The following is a 16,385-nucleotide window of genomic DNA, read 5'->3' as shown; positions in this document are numbered from 1 at the left end:
CCACGTTTGTCTGCAGCAGCGAGCACATGGCGCAGATATCGCCGGACGACCTCCGACGAGGTGCTGCGTCCCGCATTTGGACGCTATCTGAACCGACGAGCGCTGCTGGTAGCGACTCCCGTCAGAGCGAAGGCCATTCCGGCGACCAGACAGAAGACGGCGCCTTGGTCTCCGCCCAAGCCGAAGATCAGCGAGACCAACGCGGAACCAAGTGACCATCCGACGTAGCGAGCCGAGGCATTCATCCCACTTGCGGCCCCGCTGCGCCCTACGGGTCCAACCGTCATCATCGCCGTGTTGTTCGGGGTCTGAAAAAGACCAAAGCCGATACCGCAAAGAGCCAGTCGCCATACGACATCCCATCTCGCCGGAGATGTCGGCAAGAAGATCATCAGGAGCAAACCGACCGCCAACAACGCCAAACCAATGCTGCAGATCACCGAAGCGGGGTGGCGGATCGTCAAGCGGCCGGCAATTGGGGCCGTGACTGCAGTCATGAACGGCCAGGTTGTCAGAAGAAGACCTGTTTCCACGGCCGAAAGATGCATCCTCGTCTCAAATAGAAACGGCAAGGAGACGTAAGCCAGAATTTGTGCGGCATAGGAGCAGACGGATGTCCACACCGATAGGGTAAACAGAGGTATACGGAAAAGATCGAATGGCAACATTGGCATAGGGTGCCGGAGCTGTTGTCGAACGAAGAGACTGAGACAGAAGAGACCTGCCACGATCTCTCCCGTCGCAATGCGCCCATCGCCAGTACCCAGCGTGCCGACACCGACGACGAAAAGCCCGAACGCCAGCGCATTGAGAGCGGTCCCGATCAGATCGAGAGAGCGCGCAACCCGAACGTCTGGTGGTGCAGCAGCAATAAATAGCGGAACAGTGAGGCCGAATGGCACATTCACCAAGAACAACCAGGGCCATTTTGCCACGGCAAGTACTGCCGCCGCGATGGTGGGGCCCAATGCTCCAGGTATCGCCACTGCTAATGCGACTAACGCGAAGCCCTTGCTGACCATGTGATGCGGATAAATCACGCGTACAAATGCCATGCCGGCCACAGAAACTCCAGCTGCCCCGGCACCCTGAATTAGGCGCGCACTCACCAGCATCGGCAATGTTGGAGCGAACGCGCAACCCAACGACGCGAAAACAAAAATGGCCAGGCCGGCGGTATAAACGCGCTTCAGACCGAGTGATTCGACCAGACTTGCAACGGGCAACAAGCAGACCGTTGCCGAAAGCTGATAGGCATTCACGACCCAAACGGTCGCGGCGTCACTACTTGCGAATGAACGCGAGATGTTTGGCAAGGCGATATTCACGATCGCGCTTCCGAGGGAACTTAGACCAAGTCCAAGCAAGATGCAGAGCATTACCCAGCGGCGCTGAGCCGCCGTCAGACCGTCGACGCCACCCATCAGTATGCAATTTCCGGCGCGAACCTTGGGCGGCCTTCCGGCCATGACAACAACAACATTGAAAGCTTCGGCTCGTGCCGCGCACCGCGCCCGCCGCTCACGAGTAGTCACCTCCGCTCTGCTGACTGAGGTTGCCGAGGTAGTCGCGCTTCCCGATCTTCGCTCCGAGGTGCCGAAGGATCGCGTGCGCAATCGCGATGTGGAAGAAGAAGTCGGGTAGCACCAGGTGCCGGATGTAGTTGTCGCCGCCGAACCACCCGCGCACGATAGGCGGTGTCAGTTCGTATGTGCGGGACTGCGCGCCGGCAATCTCGCCCGGCTGCACGTTTTGCAGGAAGCCGCGCGTCTCGAGGAGCCGCCCCTTCAGTGCCGGGTACATCATGAGGGTGCTGTGGGGAGCCGGCGCATCGCGCTGCATCAGCTTCGCCATGTGGGCGTCAACCTTATTGCAGCTTACAGAAAACTGTTCTCCGAAGCTCAGCATGTCGGACGCGAGCCGCTCGCCAAGGATCCTTCCAGGCTCATATCCCCTGGTCCGCTCGAGTGCTTGAGCGTGGTCCAGATAGTCGTCCATCACGTTCAGTCCGTGCACCATGACAGGGACCGTGATGTCATAGACCGAGAGGGACACGTCGAACTCCATTCGCTCGCTTGTACTCTGAACGTCGGTCAGTGACGCAGGACGGGATATCCATTCACATAAATCCAGTCCGTGGCCGTGGCAGGCAGGTGGCACCCCTGGCAATCGGAACGGTAGTCCGTCGAGGTGGTTTTGAGCGGCTTGTCCGCGTCGAACCACGACCATCCCCACCCGTCGCCCCACAACGGGTTGCCGGGGTGCGTTCCCTTACTGTCTCTCACCATGACGAACCAGCCCTTGAGCTTGTCGGCGTGGCTTACCGTGCCGGTGGTCATCTCGTTGGTCGAAGTCGCGAAGACTTCTTTCACCAGAACGGCGCCGTCCGGAAAATGCCCCGTCTTCCGGTAGGCGTCGATCGCCCCGGGGGATGCGTAGACGGCGTGGATTTCATTCGAGCCCTGGCCGCTCTCAGCCGCAATCGCCCAGGTGCCGAGCGCTTGGTAGAGGGTTCGGTAGTCCGCTGGCACGCGCAGGTGCCCAGCGCCGTCTACCACGTTCGCGGTCGGGCCGGCCGGAGCAGCTCCGTTGATCTGCGCGAGCGCTGCCACGGCGCCGGTGACTAGCGAGACGGCAACAGCGAGGCCGATAGTCCTCGATAATTTCATGGGGATCTCCTTTACCGCTCGCGCGGTGTGCACTCTGATCCAGTGAAACGGCTTCAATCATTACTTCAATCGCTGTGTGGCCAACCGCGCGCTCGGCCTAGCCAGCCCTAAAGATCGGACTCGGCCGACAAAATTAGAAATTCTCTTTGGACATGTATTCGATAGGCAGAAGATATCGTCGTACGTGAGCGCTGTGAGCGCCGACCCGACCGTCTTACGTCGTAGTAGGCAGCTGCGAGTGCGCCGTCGTCGAGGGGCATTTCAGACCGCCTCATCGCCGGATTGACAGGATGTTGCTCTCCACCTTCTACTGCCCTGACTCGGACGTGGAAGCGGCCTGGCGCAGCGAGGCCAGGATTTGCGCCGGCTCCTCTCGTATCGTGAAGTCCGGCTCGACGAATGCGCTGCGGATCCGGCCTTCCGCGTCAATCACATAGGTCGCGGGAATAGGTAACATCCACTCCGGTGACCCGTGCCGGGCGCCGAAGTCGAATCCTAGCCTGGAATAGTGCGCTTTGGTCTCGTCGGGCACCCGGAACAGCACGCCATACGATATGGCAACGCCATAGTCGACGTCGGACAGCACCTTCAGGTCCAAGCCTAGGCTCCGCTTGAGCTGCCGCGGGAAGTCCCTCGTCTCGGGTGTCACCACTGCGAGGGTCGCACCGATGCTCTCGAACTCATCCTTTGCAGCCTGCAGGGCGCAAAGCTCAGCGGTGCAGAAAGGACACCAACCGCCTCGGAAGAAACTCAGGACGAGGGGTCCTTTGCGGCGCAGCCGTTCGGAGGAGTGGAGACGGCCATCAGCGTCCGGCAGGAGGAAGCTCGGCGCGTCATCTCCAACCTTCAGAGCGTGCGATGCCACGTCTGTATCTCGGAGCCAGCGCACGAGGTGGTTGTATGACTCCCAATCCGCAGCGCTGAACGTCGTCAACAACTCGGTGCGGATCCGGGCGAGTGTCTTGTTGGTTTGATTTAACATCGGTTGGGAGTCATCGGGCTGAGGATCGATTGGCTGGAAGCGGCTGGCCGTCGGCGTGCGTGTCGTGGTCATGCGGGCGCCCTCGACACCACCGGGACCGCTGCGTGCGGCACGCCCCGGTCGGGGGCTTCGACCGACCAGTCGCGAAGCCGCGCGACCTTGACGAATGCGTCCAGCGCCGGGGAGTAGCGGCGCCCTTGCACAGCCAGTAGGCGTACCTCCCGTGAAACCAGGTTGCCTTCGAGCGGGATGGTCTTGAGCGTCGGAAGGCGCGGCATGTGCTCGGGCGCGAGCATCACGCCAAGGCCGGCCGCGGCCATGTGCTGCAGGTGCAGGTCGTGACCGCTGCAGTGGCCAAGCTGGGGCGGGCTCTCGGGGAAATACGATTTCTGGATCTTCGGGGCCACGTCGCAGTCGGCGCGTTCGAGCAAGATGGTCTCGCGGAGGTCGTCGATGCCGATCGAGGGACGATTTGCGAGCCGGTGCGTCGGCGCGAGAACCACAACGTAGCGCTCCTCGAACAGCGACCAGTCATCGATGCGGGCGGGCACATCCTGCACGTCCCCAACCATTGCGACGTTGATCTCACCCTCAAGCAAGAGGTCGACGAGCTTCTTCGCCGCGCCCTCGCGCAGCTCGACGTGAAGTCCAGGAACGAACTTTGCGATCTCCGCGATCGGATCGAGGACGAGCGACGCCGAGATGGAGGGGGCAAGGCCGATCTTCAGTGGCGCAACGTCCTTGCGTTGGAACTCCTGGGCTCGGCGACGCACCGCCTCTGCCGAGGCCAGTGTGCGCTCGAGCATCGGAAGGACCTCCTTTCCAAGATCGGTGAGTTGGGTGAGCTGGCGTTCGCGGTAGATCAACTGGCCGCCGAGTTCCTGCTCGAGCTTCTGCACCCCCTTGGTCAACGCGGGCTGCGTGACATTGCACTGCTCGGCCGCGCGGGTGAAGTTGAGCGTGGACGCGACGGCGAGGAAGTAGCGAACCTGATGAAGCTCCATGGGTTGTTATGTTCTCCGTCAAGGTGCGACTGTCGATAGAGACAAGCCTTTGCAATCGACGGCGTGACAGGCACGTCGCGATCATGGGAAGTAGATGCGACTTGCCTGCGCAGGTTGGAACGGCTCGGCCTATTGATTAGGACGCACGGACACGCTTTCAGGAGTTTCTGAGAGCCAGGTTAGTGCATGCGAGATGGGCGAGTACCGAACGGGCGGCGGCGCCGCCGCGTACCCATGTTCGTCACCTTCGTCCGTGCAGAAATCAATCGTGCGACAGCTAGCGGAGCAAGCCTCAACGATAATTCGTCAACCGCCAATCGTCTGTTTCTTACCAAGCCTGGCTAAACGCGAGACTGGGCGGCAGTCCGAACCCAGAGTCGAACTCTCGTGGCAGCATGGCCCTTCCCGACGGAGCGGCGTCAGGCATGGAGGGTCTCGCCGCCCTTGGCATCTTCGAAGTATTGAGGTGCCTCGCGACGGTCGTATTTCCCGTAGTCGCGCACGATCCGCACTCTACGAACCCTTGCCTTGTCATCCGGCGCGGAAGCGTCCTCGTAAGCCTGCGCTGCGGCGGCGTCCTTCCAGGACATGAGCAGAATCAGGTCGCCAGGCGTGAGCACTGCTTCGAAGATGTCCCAGGACGTGAAGTCGGCGGCCCAAGGGTTCAGTCCGAGCCACTCCGCGCAGTCGTACGGATTGTCGGTCTGCTTCCACTCCGCGGGGCGCGTCGCGTTGATCAGCGTGACTGTCAGCCCCTCCCCGACTTCGGTCTCATCGAGCCGCTGCTCCCTGAGGGCGTAACCCATGGGCACTTTGTTGTCGGCAGTGATCTGACCGACGCGGAGGTGGTAGCCTGCGAGTATTTCATCGCGGCCCTTCTGCTGGACCTCGTGATGGCGCATGCGGATGCGCCAACGGACGAGCGACTTCTCGTCCCGCCAGTTCGAAAGCGAAAGGATCCAGCCCTCGCGTGTCAGGCTCTTGTAGCGGATGTTGTCGACGAAGCCCTCGACCTGCTCCAGCTCGGGGCGCAGCATGTTGGCGTTGTCGAGGTAGTTATCCCACTTCCCTTTATGGGGGAGGGCTTCGAAAATCACGGAAAACATAGTCGTATCTCATTCCTGGAGTGCCGCGATGTAGTCGATTCGGTGTCGAAGTGGCCCGACCATACGTCGCATTCACGGTGATTCGCCGGATGGGAAGCCTCCGCGGGCGCGTTCCCGCTTTTCCGCATCTCCGGCCTTCCCGCCACACCGCGGTAGTCACTGACCGCGGGGAGTTTTGGATGACGGCGTGCGCGTGATCCGCGTACCGACAAAGCTGCTCCGGCCCCCCGCATCGTCGACACACGGGAGAAAGAGGCGGACCAGCGTGCCACCACCTCGCTCGCTTTCCATACTGATCGCACCGCCCCGTCCTTCGGCGAAGCGCCGAACCTGGGCGAGTCCGATGCCGCTGCCGCCGCCAGCCGCCTTCGTCGTGAAGTACGGAAGGAACGCCTGCGACAGGACCTCCTCAGACATGCCCTCCCCCTCGTCGGCGACGACAATCTCAACGAACCCGCGGTCCGCGCTAAACGGCTCGACATTCCGCGCCGCGACGGTGATCGTGCCGCCGGCCGGCATGGCATCGTCTGCGTTTCGGCAGAGATTCAGGAGCGCAAAGTACAGCTCTTCCGGGTCGGCATTGAAGGTCCATAAGTCGGGCGCGATCTCGGTGCGGACAGTGATGTCCGGGCGCAACGCCCAGTCAAGCGTACCCGCGATCGCTGCGAGACGACTGCCTGCGACAAAGCCGTCGATCGACTTGCGGCATGGTCGCGCAGTATCGAGGAACTGACGGCTGAGCAACACGCCTCGCGTAATCGCTTCCTGCATTTTGCCAACGATCGCCGCTCGATACGCGGCATCGCTCTGGCACTCGAGCAGCCGCAGGCCGCCGCCGATCACGGCGAGAAGGTTGTTGATGTCGTGGACGACGAACGGCGCCACGTCCCCGATCGACCTCTCGCCCTCCGAACCGCGGGCGAAGGCCGCGCGGCGCGTGCTGGACCGTGGGGCGGTTAGGAACAGGACCCCGGAGATCTCGCCGTCGCCCCCGACGAGCGGAATCTCCACGCGTCTGGACGCGATAACACCGCTGCCGTGATCGCTGACGCTCCGCATTCTCACACCGAGTGGGCGCTGCACCCCAAGCGCGACACCGGCGCAGTCCGCAAGCACGACGACATCCCCCGGCAGAGGGCTCTCGACCTCGCCGGGAAAGGAAATGTCGGATGAATATTTGATCAGCATCTGGGAAACTCCTGGCCTGCGATCGTCCAACGGGACGCCAAGTTCGGCCCGTACACGCGGGCGGGCGACGATGGCTCGAAGATTGGCTCCAGCACCGAAAAATGGAAAATCACCTCTTGCCATGGAGTCGATAGCCGACCGTTATCGGCACGCCGCGGCGCCCAGGCTGCAACGCAGCGCTGATCATCATGCTAAGCCAGAACAAGCAGCAAGATATCGATCGCAAGGCCGCGGAGAACGACTACCGGATCAATGTAGGCGAAGCTCAAATTGCTGCATGAGAAGATCGAACAACTGCATGAGAGCGAAGTCCTGAAGCCAACGGAGGCCATCAGGATGCTGACCGATCTGCTCGAGCAGTCAACGTCGGATGCACGCGAATCCGGTGCGGAAAGCGAACCGCCATCATGACGCACAGCTATTGATTTCATGGCGTGACGTCATTTCCAATTCGCCGCACGGAATTCCATGCTTGCACGGTGCCGGGCTCATCCGACGCGCAATCAGGAGGTTACAATGTCAGTTCACAAGCCGGTTCTCACGGCGCCGCACGGCGGCGAGACAGTGACCTCGAGCGGAGGCTCGAGCGTCGAAATGAAGGTGGAGAGCAGCCAGTCCGGAGGCGAATATGGCACTGTCCTGTGGACAGTGCGGGCCGGGGAAGAACCGCCGCTGCACACCCACACGCGCGAGGACGAGCTGCTATACGTGGTGCAAGGGAAGCTAATCGCGCGGGTCGGCGATGCCCGTATCGAGGTGGGGCCAGGCGCCTACGCGGCTCTTCCCCGCGGTGTGCCGCATACGATCGAGGTGGTCGGCGACCAGGCGACCCTGCTGCTCAGCTTCGTGCCGGGTGGGTTGGAGCGCTTCTTGGTCCCCCGGAAAGGCGAGCAGCCCGATCCGGCTGCATTCGGCCTGACGTTCCCCTAAGGGCGGGGACCGCGGCGCGCGGGAAATCTGGCAGAAGAACTCTTTCCGGTCGCTGAAGCTCGTCTTGGTCGAACCGGACGCGATCTCCATCGCTGCCGCGTGCGTAGCGCGGTTGCGGTGGGCGAAGTTCTTGACGTAGCCGACCCGCGTCGAGACGACGCCGGGCAAACGGCGCGGAACATTGCGCCGGTCGTCCCGACATCGCGAAGGGTGCGCGCGCTTCCAATGTCGCGACGAGTACCGAGGCATCCGGGCCGAAGCTTCCATCTGCCTTCGAACAAGCTTCGGCAAAGGCGGGGCTTCCGGCGACCGCTTGCGCGAGTGCTCGCAGAGGGAAGCGCCGTAGTCCCGCCGCGGCGCCAAGCGTCTTTCAGTCATTCCGATAACGGTCGGCTATCGACTCCATAGCGAGAGGTGATTTTCTTTTCGACCGCCAAGGACTCAATCTTCGAGTGATCGTCGACCGGCCGGGAAGGCGTTCCCCAGCACACCGACTTCTCGGCCGCCAAGATCGCCGTGCGCGCCGCGCCGCTTCCTTACGGCGATCGTTGTACTGCCCTGCTCTGAGGAGTTCCGTGCCGGGAGCTTAAGAGACGCAGCAACACGCCGGCTGACAAGTACATAGCCCGCCGTGTCAGTGCGGGATCGTGAACGGGAGGTCTTTCGATGATTCTGCCTACCGGTGCGACAGTAGCTGTCGCTGACGGCGAGACGATCCGCCTGTTCCACAATACAGGCGTGAAACCTGGGGTCCACTTGGTCGAGATCACGGCGGCTCCGCCTCAGTCCGCCCACTCGGGCTTGGGTGCGCGGCATCGTTCCGGCTCAGCCAACCCCGACGGGAGGCGGCTCGTCGAGGACGACTTCGCGGCAGCGACGGCGGCTTTCCTGAACAAGCTCAGCCTTGACGGAACCATCGAACACTTGGTCGTCGTCTCCGATCCCAGAATCCTGGGAGAGATGCGCAAGCACTTCAATCGCGACCTGAGAGACAAGATCTTAGGGGAGCTCGCGAAGGACTTCAGCCGGCGTCCGCTCGAGGACATCGCCTCACTGATCGCCGACGCCTGACGCGCCACTGCCGAGCGAACTTCGCCCTTCGTGACTTAAGCGGTTGGCTAACCTACATGCCGTTGCGGATGGTCGCGGTTAAGGGCGATCGTCTGCTGGCATTGAGCTATGAGCCCGCCATGGCAGGCTCGGATCGCCCTCGGGGGAATTGTTAGCGGGAGACCGCTACCTACGCTCCCCCAGACGGCATTCCGAGTTTACGGTTTCCTTGGCCTAGCTCCTGCGCTGGGGTTTCACTCTCCGGCGCATGGATTTCATTGGATGGCACCTATTTCAGAAGCCTCCGCACCACCGTAGACGGCAAGAAGGGCGACAACGAACAAGAGACCATGCGTACGGGTTTTACTGTCGCGCTGCCGATCGATCGTCAGAATTCGATCAAGCTCAACGCCGGTACGGGCATCTACACCCGAACGGGCAGCCAGTTCAGCAACGTCGGGATAGCAACCCGACCAGGACCGAACGCGTTATTTCTCCAGCAAACGAGACTTCTGCAGTTTGATCGATACGAGAGAGAGATCCCGTTTTCCAGACGAAAAACGGGATCTCCGATCGGGCTCGGTCTTGTCGGCGCATATCGCCTTCTTCGGCCCGGAATTTCCGGTTCCGACGCTGCAGGGTAGGTGTCCGCTGCCGGGAGCGATACGAACAGGATTCGGGCGAAGGACTAAACCGGCCGGAGCGGGCAGCGCGAATCCTTTTCCTGTTTCAGGCGTCGAGCGACTGGAGTCGGTACTCGGACATCCTCTGGGCGGCGATGATGACCTCGACCCTGTTCCTGGCTTGCATCTTCTGCATCAGCTCGGTCATGTAGTGCTTGACCGTCTTCTCGGTGATGCGAAGCGTCGCGGCGATTTCCTTGTTCGTCATGCCACGCAGCAGCAGCCGGACAATCTGCCCCTCGCGCTGACTGAGCTTGATGGCCTCGGCGACGCGGTGGCGGACGTCGGTGTTGCGGAGCGCGTCGATCACCCGGACCGCAAAGCCCTGGGTAATATAGGTCTCATCCTTCAGCACGGCCCGGACGGCGGCCATCAACTCATCGGCCGAGGAGCGCTTGAGGACGTAGCCGTGAGCGCCGGCGTCGAGCGCCCGGACGGCATGGTCGACGCCGTGCTGGGAGGTGTAGGCGACGATCTTGATCGCAGGCAGGACGTTGCGGATCGTGCGGATGGCGTCGTAGGTCTCGTCGGGGACGGAGGGGCTCAGAATCATCAGCCTGGGGACATGGAAACGGGCCAGCCGGATCATGTCGGCGGCGGTGACGCCGAAGGCGACGATCTTGAAATCGGTCGACGCCGAAAGAAAGGTCGTGAGGGCCGTCATCATCAAAGGCTGGTCCTCGACAATCGCGATCGTAATATCGCTCATCAAACCCACCCAAAAGAGCCATCATTAAAACTTCCGCCGGTGGAGAACGACGGTTCCAAGGCATTCACGAGGAAAGAAAAATCCCCGAGCCCGAAAGAAAATACCAATTCGTGGAATCCGTCCTTGGATATTCCGGAGGTGTGGCAAGATGCCCGGGCTGCGGTGCTGGGCCGGAAGGCCTCCGAAACCCCGCCGAATGTCGCCGGTTCGCGGCTCCCGACGCTCCCCTTCGCTGAAAGGTTAACGTAAGGAACCCCGGCGGCCACCTCGGCGTCGATGCCTTCCTCGGTGTGTCGGCGGGGAAATTCGTCATGCCTCAGCGCTCCCGAAAGGCGCGTGTCATCTGGTCGATGACGGGCTTGGCCAGATAGGAGGCCGCGGTGCGCTCCTGGGTCGAGACGAAGACCTCCGCCGGCATGCCGGGAACGAGCTTCAGTCCCTTGTGCTGGATCAGATCCGCCTCGGCCGGAAGCAGGCGGACGTGGGCGATGTAGTGCTCCTGGCCGTTGGACGGATCCCGGGCCGAGGCCGGCGACACCATCGCGACCTTGCCCTTCAGCTCCGGCGTGGTGGCGCGGTTGAAGGCGGAGAGGCGAATGCGCGCCGGCTGTCCAACCCTCACCTGGTCGATGTCGGCCGGCGAGATGCGAATCTCGAACTTGAGGTCGGCGTTCTCCGGCACCACGGTGGCGATCTTGGCCGCCGGGGTGATGACGCCGCCCACCGTGTAGGCAAACAGTTCGTTGATGTAGCCGGACGCCGGGGAACGTATCTCGGTGCGCGACAGCCGGTCCTCGACGGCGAGCTTGCGCTCCTGAAGCTCGGCGATGCGCGCCTCCACTGTGCGCAGGTCCTTCTGGGCCTCGGTCGAGGCGTTCTGGTCCACGGCGATGATCTGCACGCGGATCTCGCTGGTCCTCACCTTGGCGCGCGCGATGCTCGCCTGGATCTCGCCCTGCTCGCCCATGATGCGGGCGTAGTCGCGCTGGGAGGTATAAACGCGCTGGTACTCGACGATCTTGCGCTCGAAGAGCGACTGCAGCTTCTCGCGCTCGGCACCGACGAGCTTACCTTCCTCCTCCTTGGCGGCGAGGCGGGCCGCCATGCCCCTGATCTCCTCGCCGGTTTGGGCGATGCTGAGCTCGAGCTGTTCCTTCTGGCTGTCGCGCGCGGTCTTGTTGCCGGCGAACAGACGGGCCTCGCCGTGGATCACCGATCCGGCGGTCGAAGGGAATAACGCGTGCATGTCGCCGGGAAACTCGACGGACGTCAGGTTGTCGCGTTCGGCCACCAGGCGGGCGCGGCGCCCGAGCGCCTCGACCAGCTGCGCGCGCACGATCAGATGCTCGGCCTTGATCTGGACGTCATCGAGGGTCGCCAGCACCTGGCCTTCGCGAACCTGGTCGCCCTGGCGCACCGACAGTGTCTTGACGATGCCGCCGTCGCGGTGCTGCACCTCCTTGAGGTTCTGGTCGACCTTGACCGTTCCGGCGGCGACCACCGCGCCCTCCAACATCGCCCAGGCGGCCCAGCCGCCGCAACCGGCGACCAGTAGCGCGCTCAGCACGAGGCCGGCGACGATGCGCGGCCACAGCCGCAACGGCCGTTCGCGGGGCGCGTCGATAGCCGGATGCTCCAAGCGGGCGAATTCAGATGCAGCGACATGCTTCATGGCTTCACCTCAGGAATGAATCGACGAGAATTGCAGATGGTGGTGACCGGCGACTTCGATCGTCATTCCGTCTGCGTCGTCGTTGCCGTAATCGACGTCGATGGCGGTGTACTTGCCCTCGGCGAGTTCCTCGAAGCGGAAGCGCACTTGGCGATTGTGGCCGCCGTGGTTCTCGTCGAGGTAGATCTGTTCAAACAGGTCAGCGACTTGCTCCTCGGCGTCGCAGCCTTCCTTGATCGTAATCTGATAGGTCGCGGCCACGATCTTGTCGCCGATTGTGAAGTCGGTGATCTTCTTGACCACGTCCTGCTGCTGAGCGCCGTCATCACCGCGCTGGAACTGAAAGCAGTCATCGCCGGCGCCGCCGGTCAGGACCACCGCGCCGCTGCCGGCGATGATCACGTCGTCACCGGAGCCCGCGATGATCACCTCGAAGCCATCGATCAGGTCCTTGCCGATCTCACGTCCCACGGCGGTGCCGCTGCGCAGATCGATCGTGACGGTGACGGTGGTCGCCGAATAGTCGAGGGTGTCCTGACCCGAATTGTCATCATAGGCGTCGTCGGTGCCGTCGGCCGACGCCAGCACGACGTCGTCGCCGCTGCCGCCGTCCACCTTGTCGGCTCCGCCGCCGTCGGCGATGATGTCGTTGCCGGCCCCGCCGGCGAGAGTGTCGGCTCCCGCACTCCCCGTCATGACGTCGTCGCCCGCGCCGCCGACGACAATCTCGAACTCTGCGATCGCGTCCTCTCCGATATCCTCACCGAAGGCTCGGCCCGAGGCGAGATTCACGGCGATCTTCTTGATGGCCGAGGAATAGTCGAGGGTGTCGGTCCCGGCACCGCCGTCGAGGCTGTCGTCCGCGGCATCGGCCCCAGCGAGAACCAGATCGTTTCCGGCCTCGCCGGCGACCGTATCAGATCCGCCGCCGTCCGAGATCGTGTCGTTGCCAGTCCCGCCGGTCAGCGTGTCGTCGCCGGCGCCCCCGGCCACGACGTCGTTTCCGCCGCCGCCGTCGATCGAGGCCGAAGCCGATCCAGCGGCCGTGAGGGTATCGTCGCCCGCGCCGCCGATGACGATCTCGAACTCCGCGATCGCGTCGTTGCCGATGTCAGTGCCGGAGGCGGTACCCGAGCCCAGATCCACCCTGATCGAACGCGTAGCCGATGAATAGTCCAGCGTGTCTACGCCGGCGCCGCCGGCGAAGCCGTCGTCCGCGGCATCGGCGGCCGCCATTACGATATCGTTGCCCGCGCCGCCGGTGGCGACGTCGTTTCCGCCGCCGTCGGCGATGATGTCGTTGCCGCTCCCGCCGGACATCCGGTCGGCGCCCTCGCCGCCGTCGAGATGGTCGTGGCCGTCACCGCCCTCAAGGGTGTCGTCGCCGGGTCCCGCCAGCAAAATGTCGCGGCCCGCGCCGCCGTCGAGGTGGTCGTCTCCCTCCTCACCCAGCAGGGTGTCGTCGCCTTCGTCGCCCCACAGACGGTCGTCGCCGGTGCCGCCGAGCACCACGTCGTTGCCCGTGCCCGCGAACACGGTGTCGTTGCCGTCGCCCGCATAGACCACGTCGTGGCCCGCGCCCGCCAAAATATGGTCGTCGCCGGCCCCACCCGAGATCCGGTCGTTGCCGCCTCTGGCGTCGATGTTGTCGTCTCCGCCGAGTCCCGCGATGGTTTCGGCGCACTGTGTGCCGAGCAGGATGTCGTCGCTCTCGGTCCCGACGATGGGCGGCGCCTCAACCACATTGAAGTAGGCTGTCTGCATGACGATGTGGGAGCCGTCGCTGATCGCGTAGGTCAGCTTGACCTCGCCGAGCATGTTCGGCGCGCGGTCGAATTCCCAGCCGTCCTCGGTGCGGACCAGGGAGCCGGAGGAGGAGAAGATGCCGACCACGGTCAGATTGTCGCCGTCCGGATCGGTGGCGCCGGCCAGCAGCGCCGCCATCGATATCGCCAGACCGTGGCAGGCCACCACGTCGGGAAGATGCACCGCGCCGGAGACGCGGGGCGCGCGGTTGCGGTGATCCGGCGCCGGCGGGTCGCGCGGTCTGTCGCCGCCGCCACCTCCTCCGCCGCCACCTCCTCCGCCACCGCCACTGCCACCACCGGAGCCGGAGTCCTCCTGGCGAGGCCGGTGGTTGTCGTTGGCGATCTTCGGACTCGCGCCGGACCCCTTGTTGTTCAGCTCGGGCTTGTCGGTGCGCGCCTGGGCGCTGAAATCGGTCGCACCGCCGCCTACGGCGCGCTCCTCCTCGGCGTGCGCGACGATCCTGCCCTCCTCGGTCCAGCCCGACGACCGGGGCGGCTCAGGCTGCTCCTCCGCGGGCTCCTCGGCCGCCGCGAGCGCGTCCTCCTTCAGGTTCTCCTCCTCACCCGAGCCGCGGACCTTTTCACGGTCCTCGCTGGCCCCCAGCTTCATTGGCAGGAAGCTCTTGAGGTAGGCTGTGCAGGATCCGACGATGAGCAAGAAGATCAGCGGCACGAAGCGGCGGCTGCGATCCTGCTTCTCTTCGTAGTCCTCGCGGCCGGGGGCAGTCTCGACGGTGGACTTGCGGGTGGCCTGGACGTTGATCATGCAGGCCTCCGCATTTGGGCTTCTACGGGAATCGTGCCGGCCGGGGTTAGCGCGGAAGGCTGCAGGACAGGAGTCATGATGTCCTGCTTCTTGCCGAAGGCGACCATGCGGCCGGCCTGGACGATTGCGACGAGATCGACCGCCACCAGCGCGCTCGGGCGGTGCGCGATCACGATGGCGACGCCGCCGCGAGCGCGGATGCCCTCGATCGCCGCGGTGAGCGCCGCCTCACCCTCGCCGTCGAGATTGGAGTTGGGCTCGTCCATCACCACCATGAAGGGATTGCCGTAAAGCGCGCGCGCCAGCGCGATGCGCTGGCGTTGACCTGCGGAAAGCGCGCAGCCCTGCGGCCCCAACCTGGTGCGATAGCCCTCCGGCAGCCTGACGATCATCTCGTGGACGCCGGCCGCCTTGGCGGCCGCGATCACCTTGCGGGAGTCGGGCTGGCGCTCGAGGCGACAGATGTTCTCCTCCATGGTGGTGTCCATCAGCGCGACCTCCTGGGGGAGATAGCCGATGTGCCTGCCGAGGTCGTCCTCGCGCCACTGGGTCAGGTCGGCGCCGTCGAGCCGCACGCTGCCGCGCAGCGCCGGCCAGATGCCGGTCAGCGCGCGCACCAGCGTGGTCTTGCCGCCGGCGCTGGGGCCGATGATGCCAAGCGCCTGGCCGGCCTCGAGCTCGAAGGCGACTTCGCTCAGCACCACCTGTCCGGTCCCGGGGACCGCCACGGTGATCTTCTCGACGGAGAGACGGGCGGTCGGATCGGGCAGCCGCATCGGCTCGTCGGCGGAGGCGAGCGCGATGACGGTCTCGCGCAGCCGTTGGTAGGCCATCCGCGCGGCGATGAAGGCCTTCCAGTTGCCGATCGCGAGATCGACGGGGGCCAGCGCGCGCGCCGAGGCGACCGAGACCGCGATGATGGCGCCAGCCGAAAGCTCACCCTTGATGGTGAGGTAGGCGCCGAGCCCCAACAGGGCCGACTGCAGCACCATGCGTAGCACACGCGAAACCGCGGCGAACCCGCCGGTGATGTCGTTGGCCTTCGTCTGCAGATCGAGATGCTCGGCATTGGCCTCGTTGAAGCGGCCGACGGCGCGGCCTGCGAAGCCCATCGCCTTGAGCACCTCGGCGTTGCGCGCGTTGCAGTCGGCGATGCCGTTGCGTTCCGTCGCCGCCTTGCGCGTGGACACGATGAGACGGCGGGTCATGACTTCGCTGACCACGGTGAGCACGACGAGGACGAGCGCGCCCGCGAAGGTCAACGCGCCGAGCATCGGATGAAGGAAGTAGATGAAGGCCAGATAGATCGGCATCCAGGGCAGGTCGAACAACGCCGAGGGGCCCTGGCTGCCGAGGAAACCACGGACGGTGTCGACGTCCCGCCCGCGCTCCAGCGCTTCGGAGGTGGAGAAGCCGAAACGCGGCATGTCGATGGCGACGCGATGCGCCAGCGGCGCGATCTTGCGGTCGATCCGGGCGCCAACCCGCACCAGCACCTGGGAGCGGACGACGTCGAAGGCACCCTGGAATAGATAGAGCCCGATCGCGAGCACCGAGAGCATCACCAGGGTGGGGATGCTGCCGCTGGTCAGCGCGCGGTCGTAGATCTGCATCATGTAGACGGAGCCGGTGAGCGCCAGCACGTTGATCATGCCGGAGACCACGAACAGAAACAGGACGATGCTGCGGAAGCCCCTTGTCAGCTCGGCCAGGCGCCGGCGCTTCGCGGGTGTGAGCTCTTTCGGTTTAGCCATTTGTTTGGATGCCCTCAGGTGCGAGGAACAGAAATCTGGCCGGAACGGAAAGATGGTCTCCCGT

Annotated in this window: 16 protein-coding genes; 5 read left to right on the top strand and 11 right to left on the bottom strand. The window is 64.0% G+C overall.

From position 1 onward, the window contains the following. Positions 1 to 83 precede the first annotated feature (83 nt). The 7 genes from AB7G19_RS10910 to AB7G19_RS10880 all read right to left on the bottom strand — a co-directional run bounded on the left by AB7G19_RS10910 (position 84) and on the right by AB7G19_RS10880 (position 6,949). On the bottom strand, positions 84 to 1,424 hold the full coding sequence (locus AB7G19_RS10910; protein WP_441267808.1) for an MFS transporter: 1,341 nt from the start codon (positions 1,422 to 1,424) through the stop codon (positions 84 to 86). A 97-nt stretch (positions 1,425 to 1,521) separates the two neighbouring features. Next, positions 1,522 to 2,067, bottom strand: a complete 546-nt coding sequence (locus AB7G19_RS10905) for a DUF1993 domain-containing protein (RefSeq protein ID WP_135214177.1) — start codon at positions 2,065 to 2,067, stop codon at positions 1,522 to 1,524. A 26-nt stretch (positions 2,068 to 2,093) separates the two neighbouring features. Continuing rightward, on the bottom strand, positions 2,094 to 2,669 hold the full coding sequence (locus AB7G19_RS10900) for a cytochrome P460 family protein (RefSeq protein ID WP_135214176.1): 576 nt from the start codon (positions 2,667 to 2,669) through the stop codon (positions 2,094 to 2,096). A gap of 307 nt (positions 2,670 to 2,976) precedes the next feature. Next, positions 2,977 to 3,723 carry a peroxiredoxin-like family protein gene (locus AB7G19_RS10895; protein ID WP_441267807.1) on the bottom strand — a complete coding sequence of 249 codons (747 nt, stop codon included), beginning with the start codon at positions 3,721 to 3,723 and terminating at the stop codon, positions 2,977 to 2,979. Then, positions 3,720 to 4,655, bottom strand: coding sequence for a LysR family transcriptional regulator (locus AB7G19_RS10890; RefSeq protein WP_063981741.1), 936 nt, complete (start codon positions 4,653 to 4,655; stop codon positions 3,720 to 3,722). Before AB7G19_RS10890 ends, AB7G19_RS10895 begins: the two co-directional genes overlap by 4 nt. Positions 4,656 to 5,074: 419 nt before the next feature. Next, positions 5,075 to 5,761 carry an antibiotic biosynthesis monooxygenase family protein gene (locus AB7G19_RS10885; RefSeq protein ID WP_354242005.1) on the bottom strand — a complete coding sequence of 229 codons (687 nt, stop codon included), beginning with the start codon at positions 5,759 to 5,761 and terminating at the stop codon, positions 5,075 to 5,077. 156 nt (positions 5,762 to 5,917) lie between these two features. Then, positions 5,918 to 6,949, bottom strand: a complete 1,032-nt coding sequence (locus tag AB7G19_RS10880) for an ATP-binding protein (protein ID WP_441267806.1) — start codon at positions 6,947 to 6,949, stop codon at positions 5,918 to 5,920. Between the two features lie 188 nt (positions 6,950 to 7,137). Between AB7G19_RS10880 and AB7G19_RS10875 the strand changes: the two genes are divergently transcribed. From AB7G19_RS10875 to AB7G19_RS10855, 5 genes are all read left to right on the top strand, one after another. Beyond that, positions 7,138 to 7,230, top strand: a complete 93-nt coding sequence (locus AB7G19_RS10875; RefSeq protein WP_354242011.1) for a hypothetical protein — start codon at positions 7,138 to 7,140, stop codon at positions 7,228 to 7,230. Next, positions 7,220 to 7,360: a hypothetical protein gene (locus AB7G19_RS10870; protein WP_354242014.1), complete on the top strand. Its 141-nt coding sequence runs from the start codon at positions 7,220 to 7,222 to the stop codon at positions 7,358 to 7,360. The genes AB7G19_RS10875 and AB7G19_RS10870 overlap by 11 nt, the downstream gene beginning before the upstream one ends. Before the next feature lie 105 nt (positions 7,361 to 7,465). Beyond that, complete coding sequence (locus AB7G19_RS10865) at positions 7,466 to 7,879, top strand: cupin domain-containing protein (RefSeq protein WP_283017355.1); 414 nt, start codon at positions 7,466 to 7,468, stop codon at positions 7,877 to 7,879. A gap of 666 nt (positions 7,880 to 8,545) precedes the next feature. Next, on the top strand, positions 8,546 to 8,950 hold the full coding sequence (locus AB7G19_RS10860) for a baeRF12 domain-containing protein (RefSeq protein WP_063981738.1): 405 nt from the start codon (positions 8,546 to 8,548) through the stop codon (positions 8,948 to 8,950). Between the two features lie 257 nt (positions 8,951 to 9,207). Next, positions 9,208 to 9,573, top strand: a complete 366-nt coding sequence (locus AB7G19_RS10855) for a hypothetical protein (protein WP_063981737.1) — start codon at positions 9,208 to 9,210, stop codon at positions 9,571 to 9,573. Positions 9,574 to 9,658: 85 nt separating this feature from the next. On the opposite strand, the gene AB7G19_RS10850 is transcribed toward AB7G19_RS10855, so the two are convergent. The 4 genes from AB7G19_RS10850 to AB7G19_RS10835 all read right to left on the bottom strand — a co-directional run bounded on the left by AB7G19_RS10850 (position 9,659) and on the right by AB7G19_RS10835 (position 16,321). Continuing rightward, entirely contained in the window at positions 9,659 to 10,321 is a 663-nt protein-coding gene (locus AB7G19_RS10850; RefSeq protein WP_063981736.1) for a LuxR C-terminal-related transcriptional regulator, read from the bottom strand. 316 nt (positions 10,322 to 10,637) lie between these two features. Next, positions 10,638 to 11,993 carry an HlyD family type I secretion periplasmic adaptor subunit gene (locus AB7G19_RS10845; protein ID WP_063981735.1) on the bottom strand — a complete coding sequence of 452 codons (1,356 nt, stop codon included), beginning with the start codon at positions 11,991 to 11,993 and terminating at the stop codon, positions 10,638 to 10,640. A 9-nt stretch (positions 11,994 to 12,002) separates the two neighbouring features. Further along, entirely contained in the window at positions 12,003 to 14,567 is a 2,565-nt protein-coding gene (locus AB7G19_RS10840) for a calcium-binding protein (RefSeq protein WP_441267805.1), read from the bottom strand. Then, positions 14,564 to 16,321 carry a type I secretion system permease/ATPase gene (locus AB7G19_RS10835; RefSeq protein ID WP_063981733.1) on the bottom strand — a complete coding sequence of 586 codons (1,758 nt, stop codon included), beginning with the start codon at positions 16,319 to 16,321 and terminating at the stop codon, positions 14,564 to 14,566. Before AB7G19_RS10835 ends, AB7G19_RS10840 begins: the two co-directional genes overlap by 4 nt. Between the last annotated feature and the right edge of the window lie 64 nt (positions 16,322 to 16,385).

This window comes from Bradyrhizobium sp. 215_C5_N1_1, from assembly GCF_052075935.1.
In the GTDB taxonomy this organism is placed as follows: Bacteria; Pseudomonadota; Alphaproteobacteria; order Rhizobiales; family Xanthobacteraceae; genus Bradyrhizobium; species Bradyrhizobium barranii.
The sequence above is the reverse complement of the archived record's forward strand: the minus strand, read 5'-3'. Positions and strand labels throughout refer to the sequence as shown.

Coding starts and splice junctions, on each gene's coding strand:
- AB7G19_RS10910 (WP_441267808.1), bottom strand. CDS start 1,424: ATGGGTGGCGTCGACGGTCTGACGGCGGCTCAGCGCCGCTGGGTAATG.
- AB7G19_RS10905 (WP_135214177.1), bottom strand. CDS start 2,067: ATGGAGTTCGACGTGTCCCTCTCGGTCTATGACATCACGGTCCCTGTC.
- AB7G19_RS10900 (WP_135214176.1), bottom strand. CDS start 2,669: ATGAAATTATCGAGGACTATCGGCCTCGCTGTTGCCGTCTCGCTAGTC.
- AB7G19_RS10895 (WP_441267807.1), bottom strand. CDS start 3,723: ATGACCACGACACGCACGCCGACGGCCAGCCGCTTCCAGCCAATCGAT.
- AB7G19_RS10890 (WP_063981741.1), bottom strand. CDS start 4,655: ATGGAGCTTCATCAGGTTCGCTACTTCCTCGCCGTCGCGTCCACGCTC.
- AB7G19_RS10885 (WP_354242005.1), bottom strand. CDS start 5,761: ATGTTTTCCGTGATTTTCGAAGCCCTCCCCCATAAAGGGAAGTGGGAT.
- AB7G19_RS10880 (WP_441267806.1), bottom strand. CDS start 6,949: ATGCTGATCAAATATTCATCCGACATTTCCTTTCCCGGCGAGGTCGAG.
- AB7G19_RS10875 (WP_354242011.1), top strand. CDS start 7,138: ATGCTAAGCCAGAACAAGCAGCAAGATATCGATCGCAAGGCCGCGGAG.
- AB7G19_RS10865 (WP_283017355.1), top strand. CDS start 7,466: ATGTCAGTTCACAAGCCGGTTCTCACGGCGCCGCACGGCGGCGAGACA.
- AB7G19_RS10860 (WP_063981738.1), top strand. CDS start 8,546: ATGATTCTGCCTACCGGTGCGACAGTAGCTGTCGCTGACGGCGAGACG.
- AB7G19_RS10850 (WP_063981736.1), bottom strand. CDS start 10,321: ATGAGCGATATTACGATCGCGATTGTCGAGGACCAGCCTTTGATGATG.
- AB7G19_RS10845 (WP_063981735.1), bottom strand. CDS start 11,993: ATGAAGCATGTCGCTGCATCTGAATTCGCCCGCTTGGAGCATCCGGCT.
- AB7G19_RS10840 (WP_441267805.1), bottom strand. CDS start 14,567: ATGATCAACGTCCAGGCCACCCGCAAGTCCACCGTCGAGACTGCCCCC.
- AB7G19_RS10835 (WP_063981733.1), bottom strand. CDS start 16,321: ATGGCTAAACCGAAAGAGCTCACACCCGCGAAGCGCCGGCGCCTGGCC.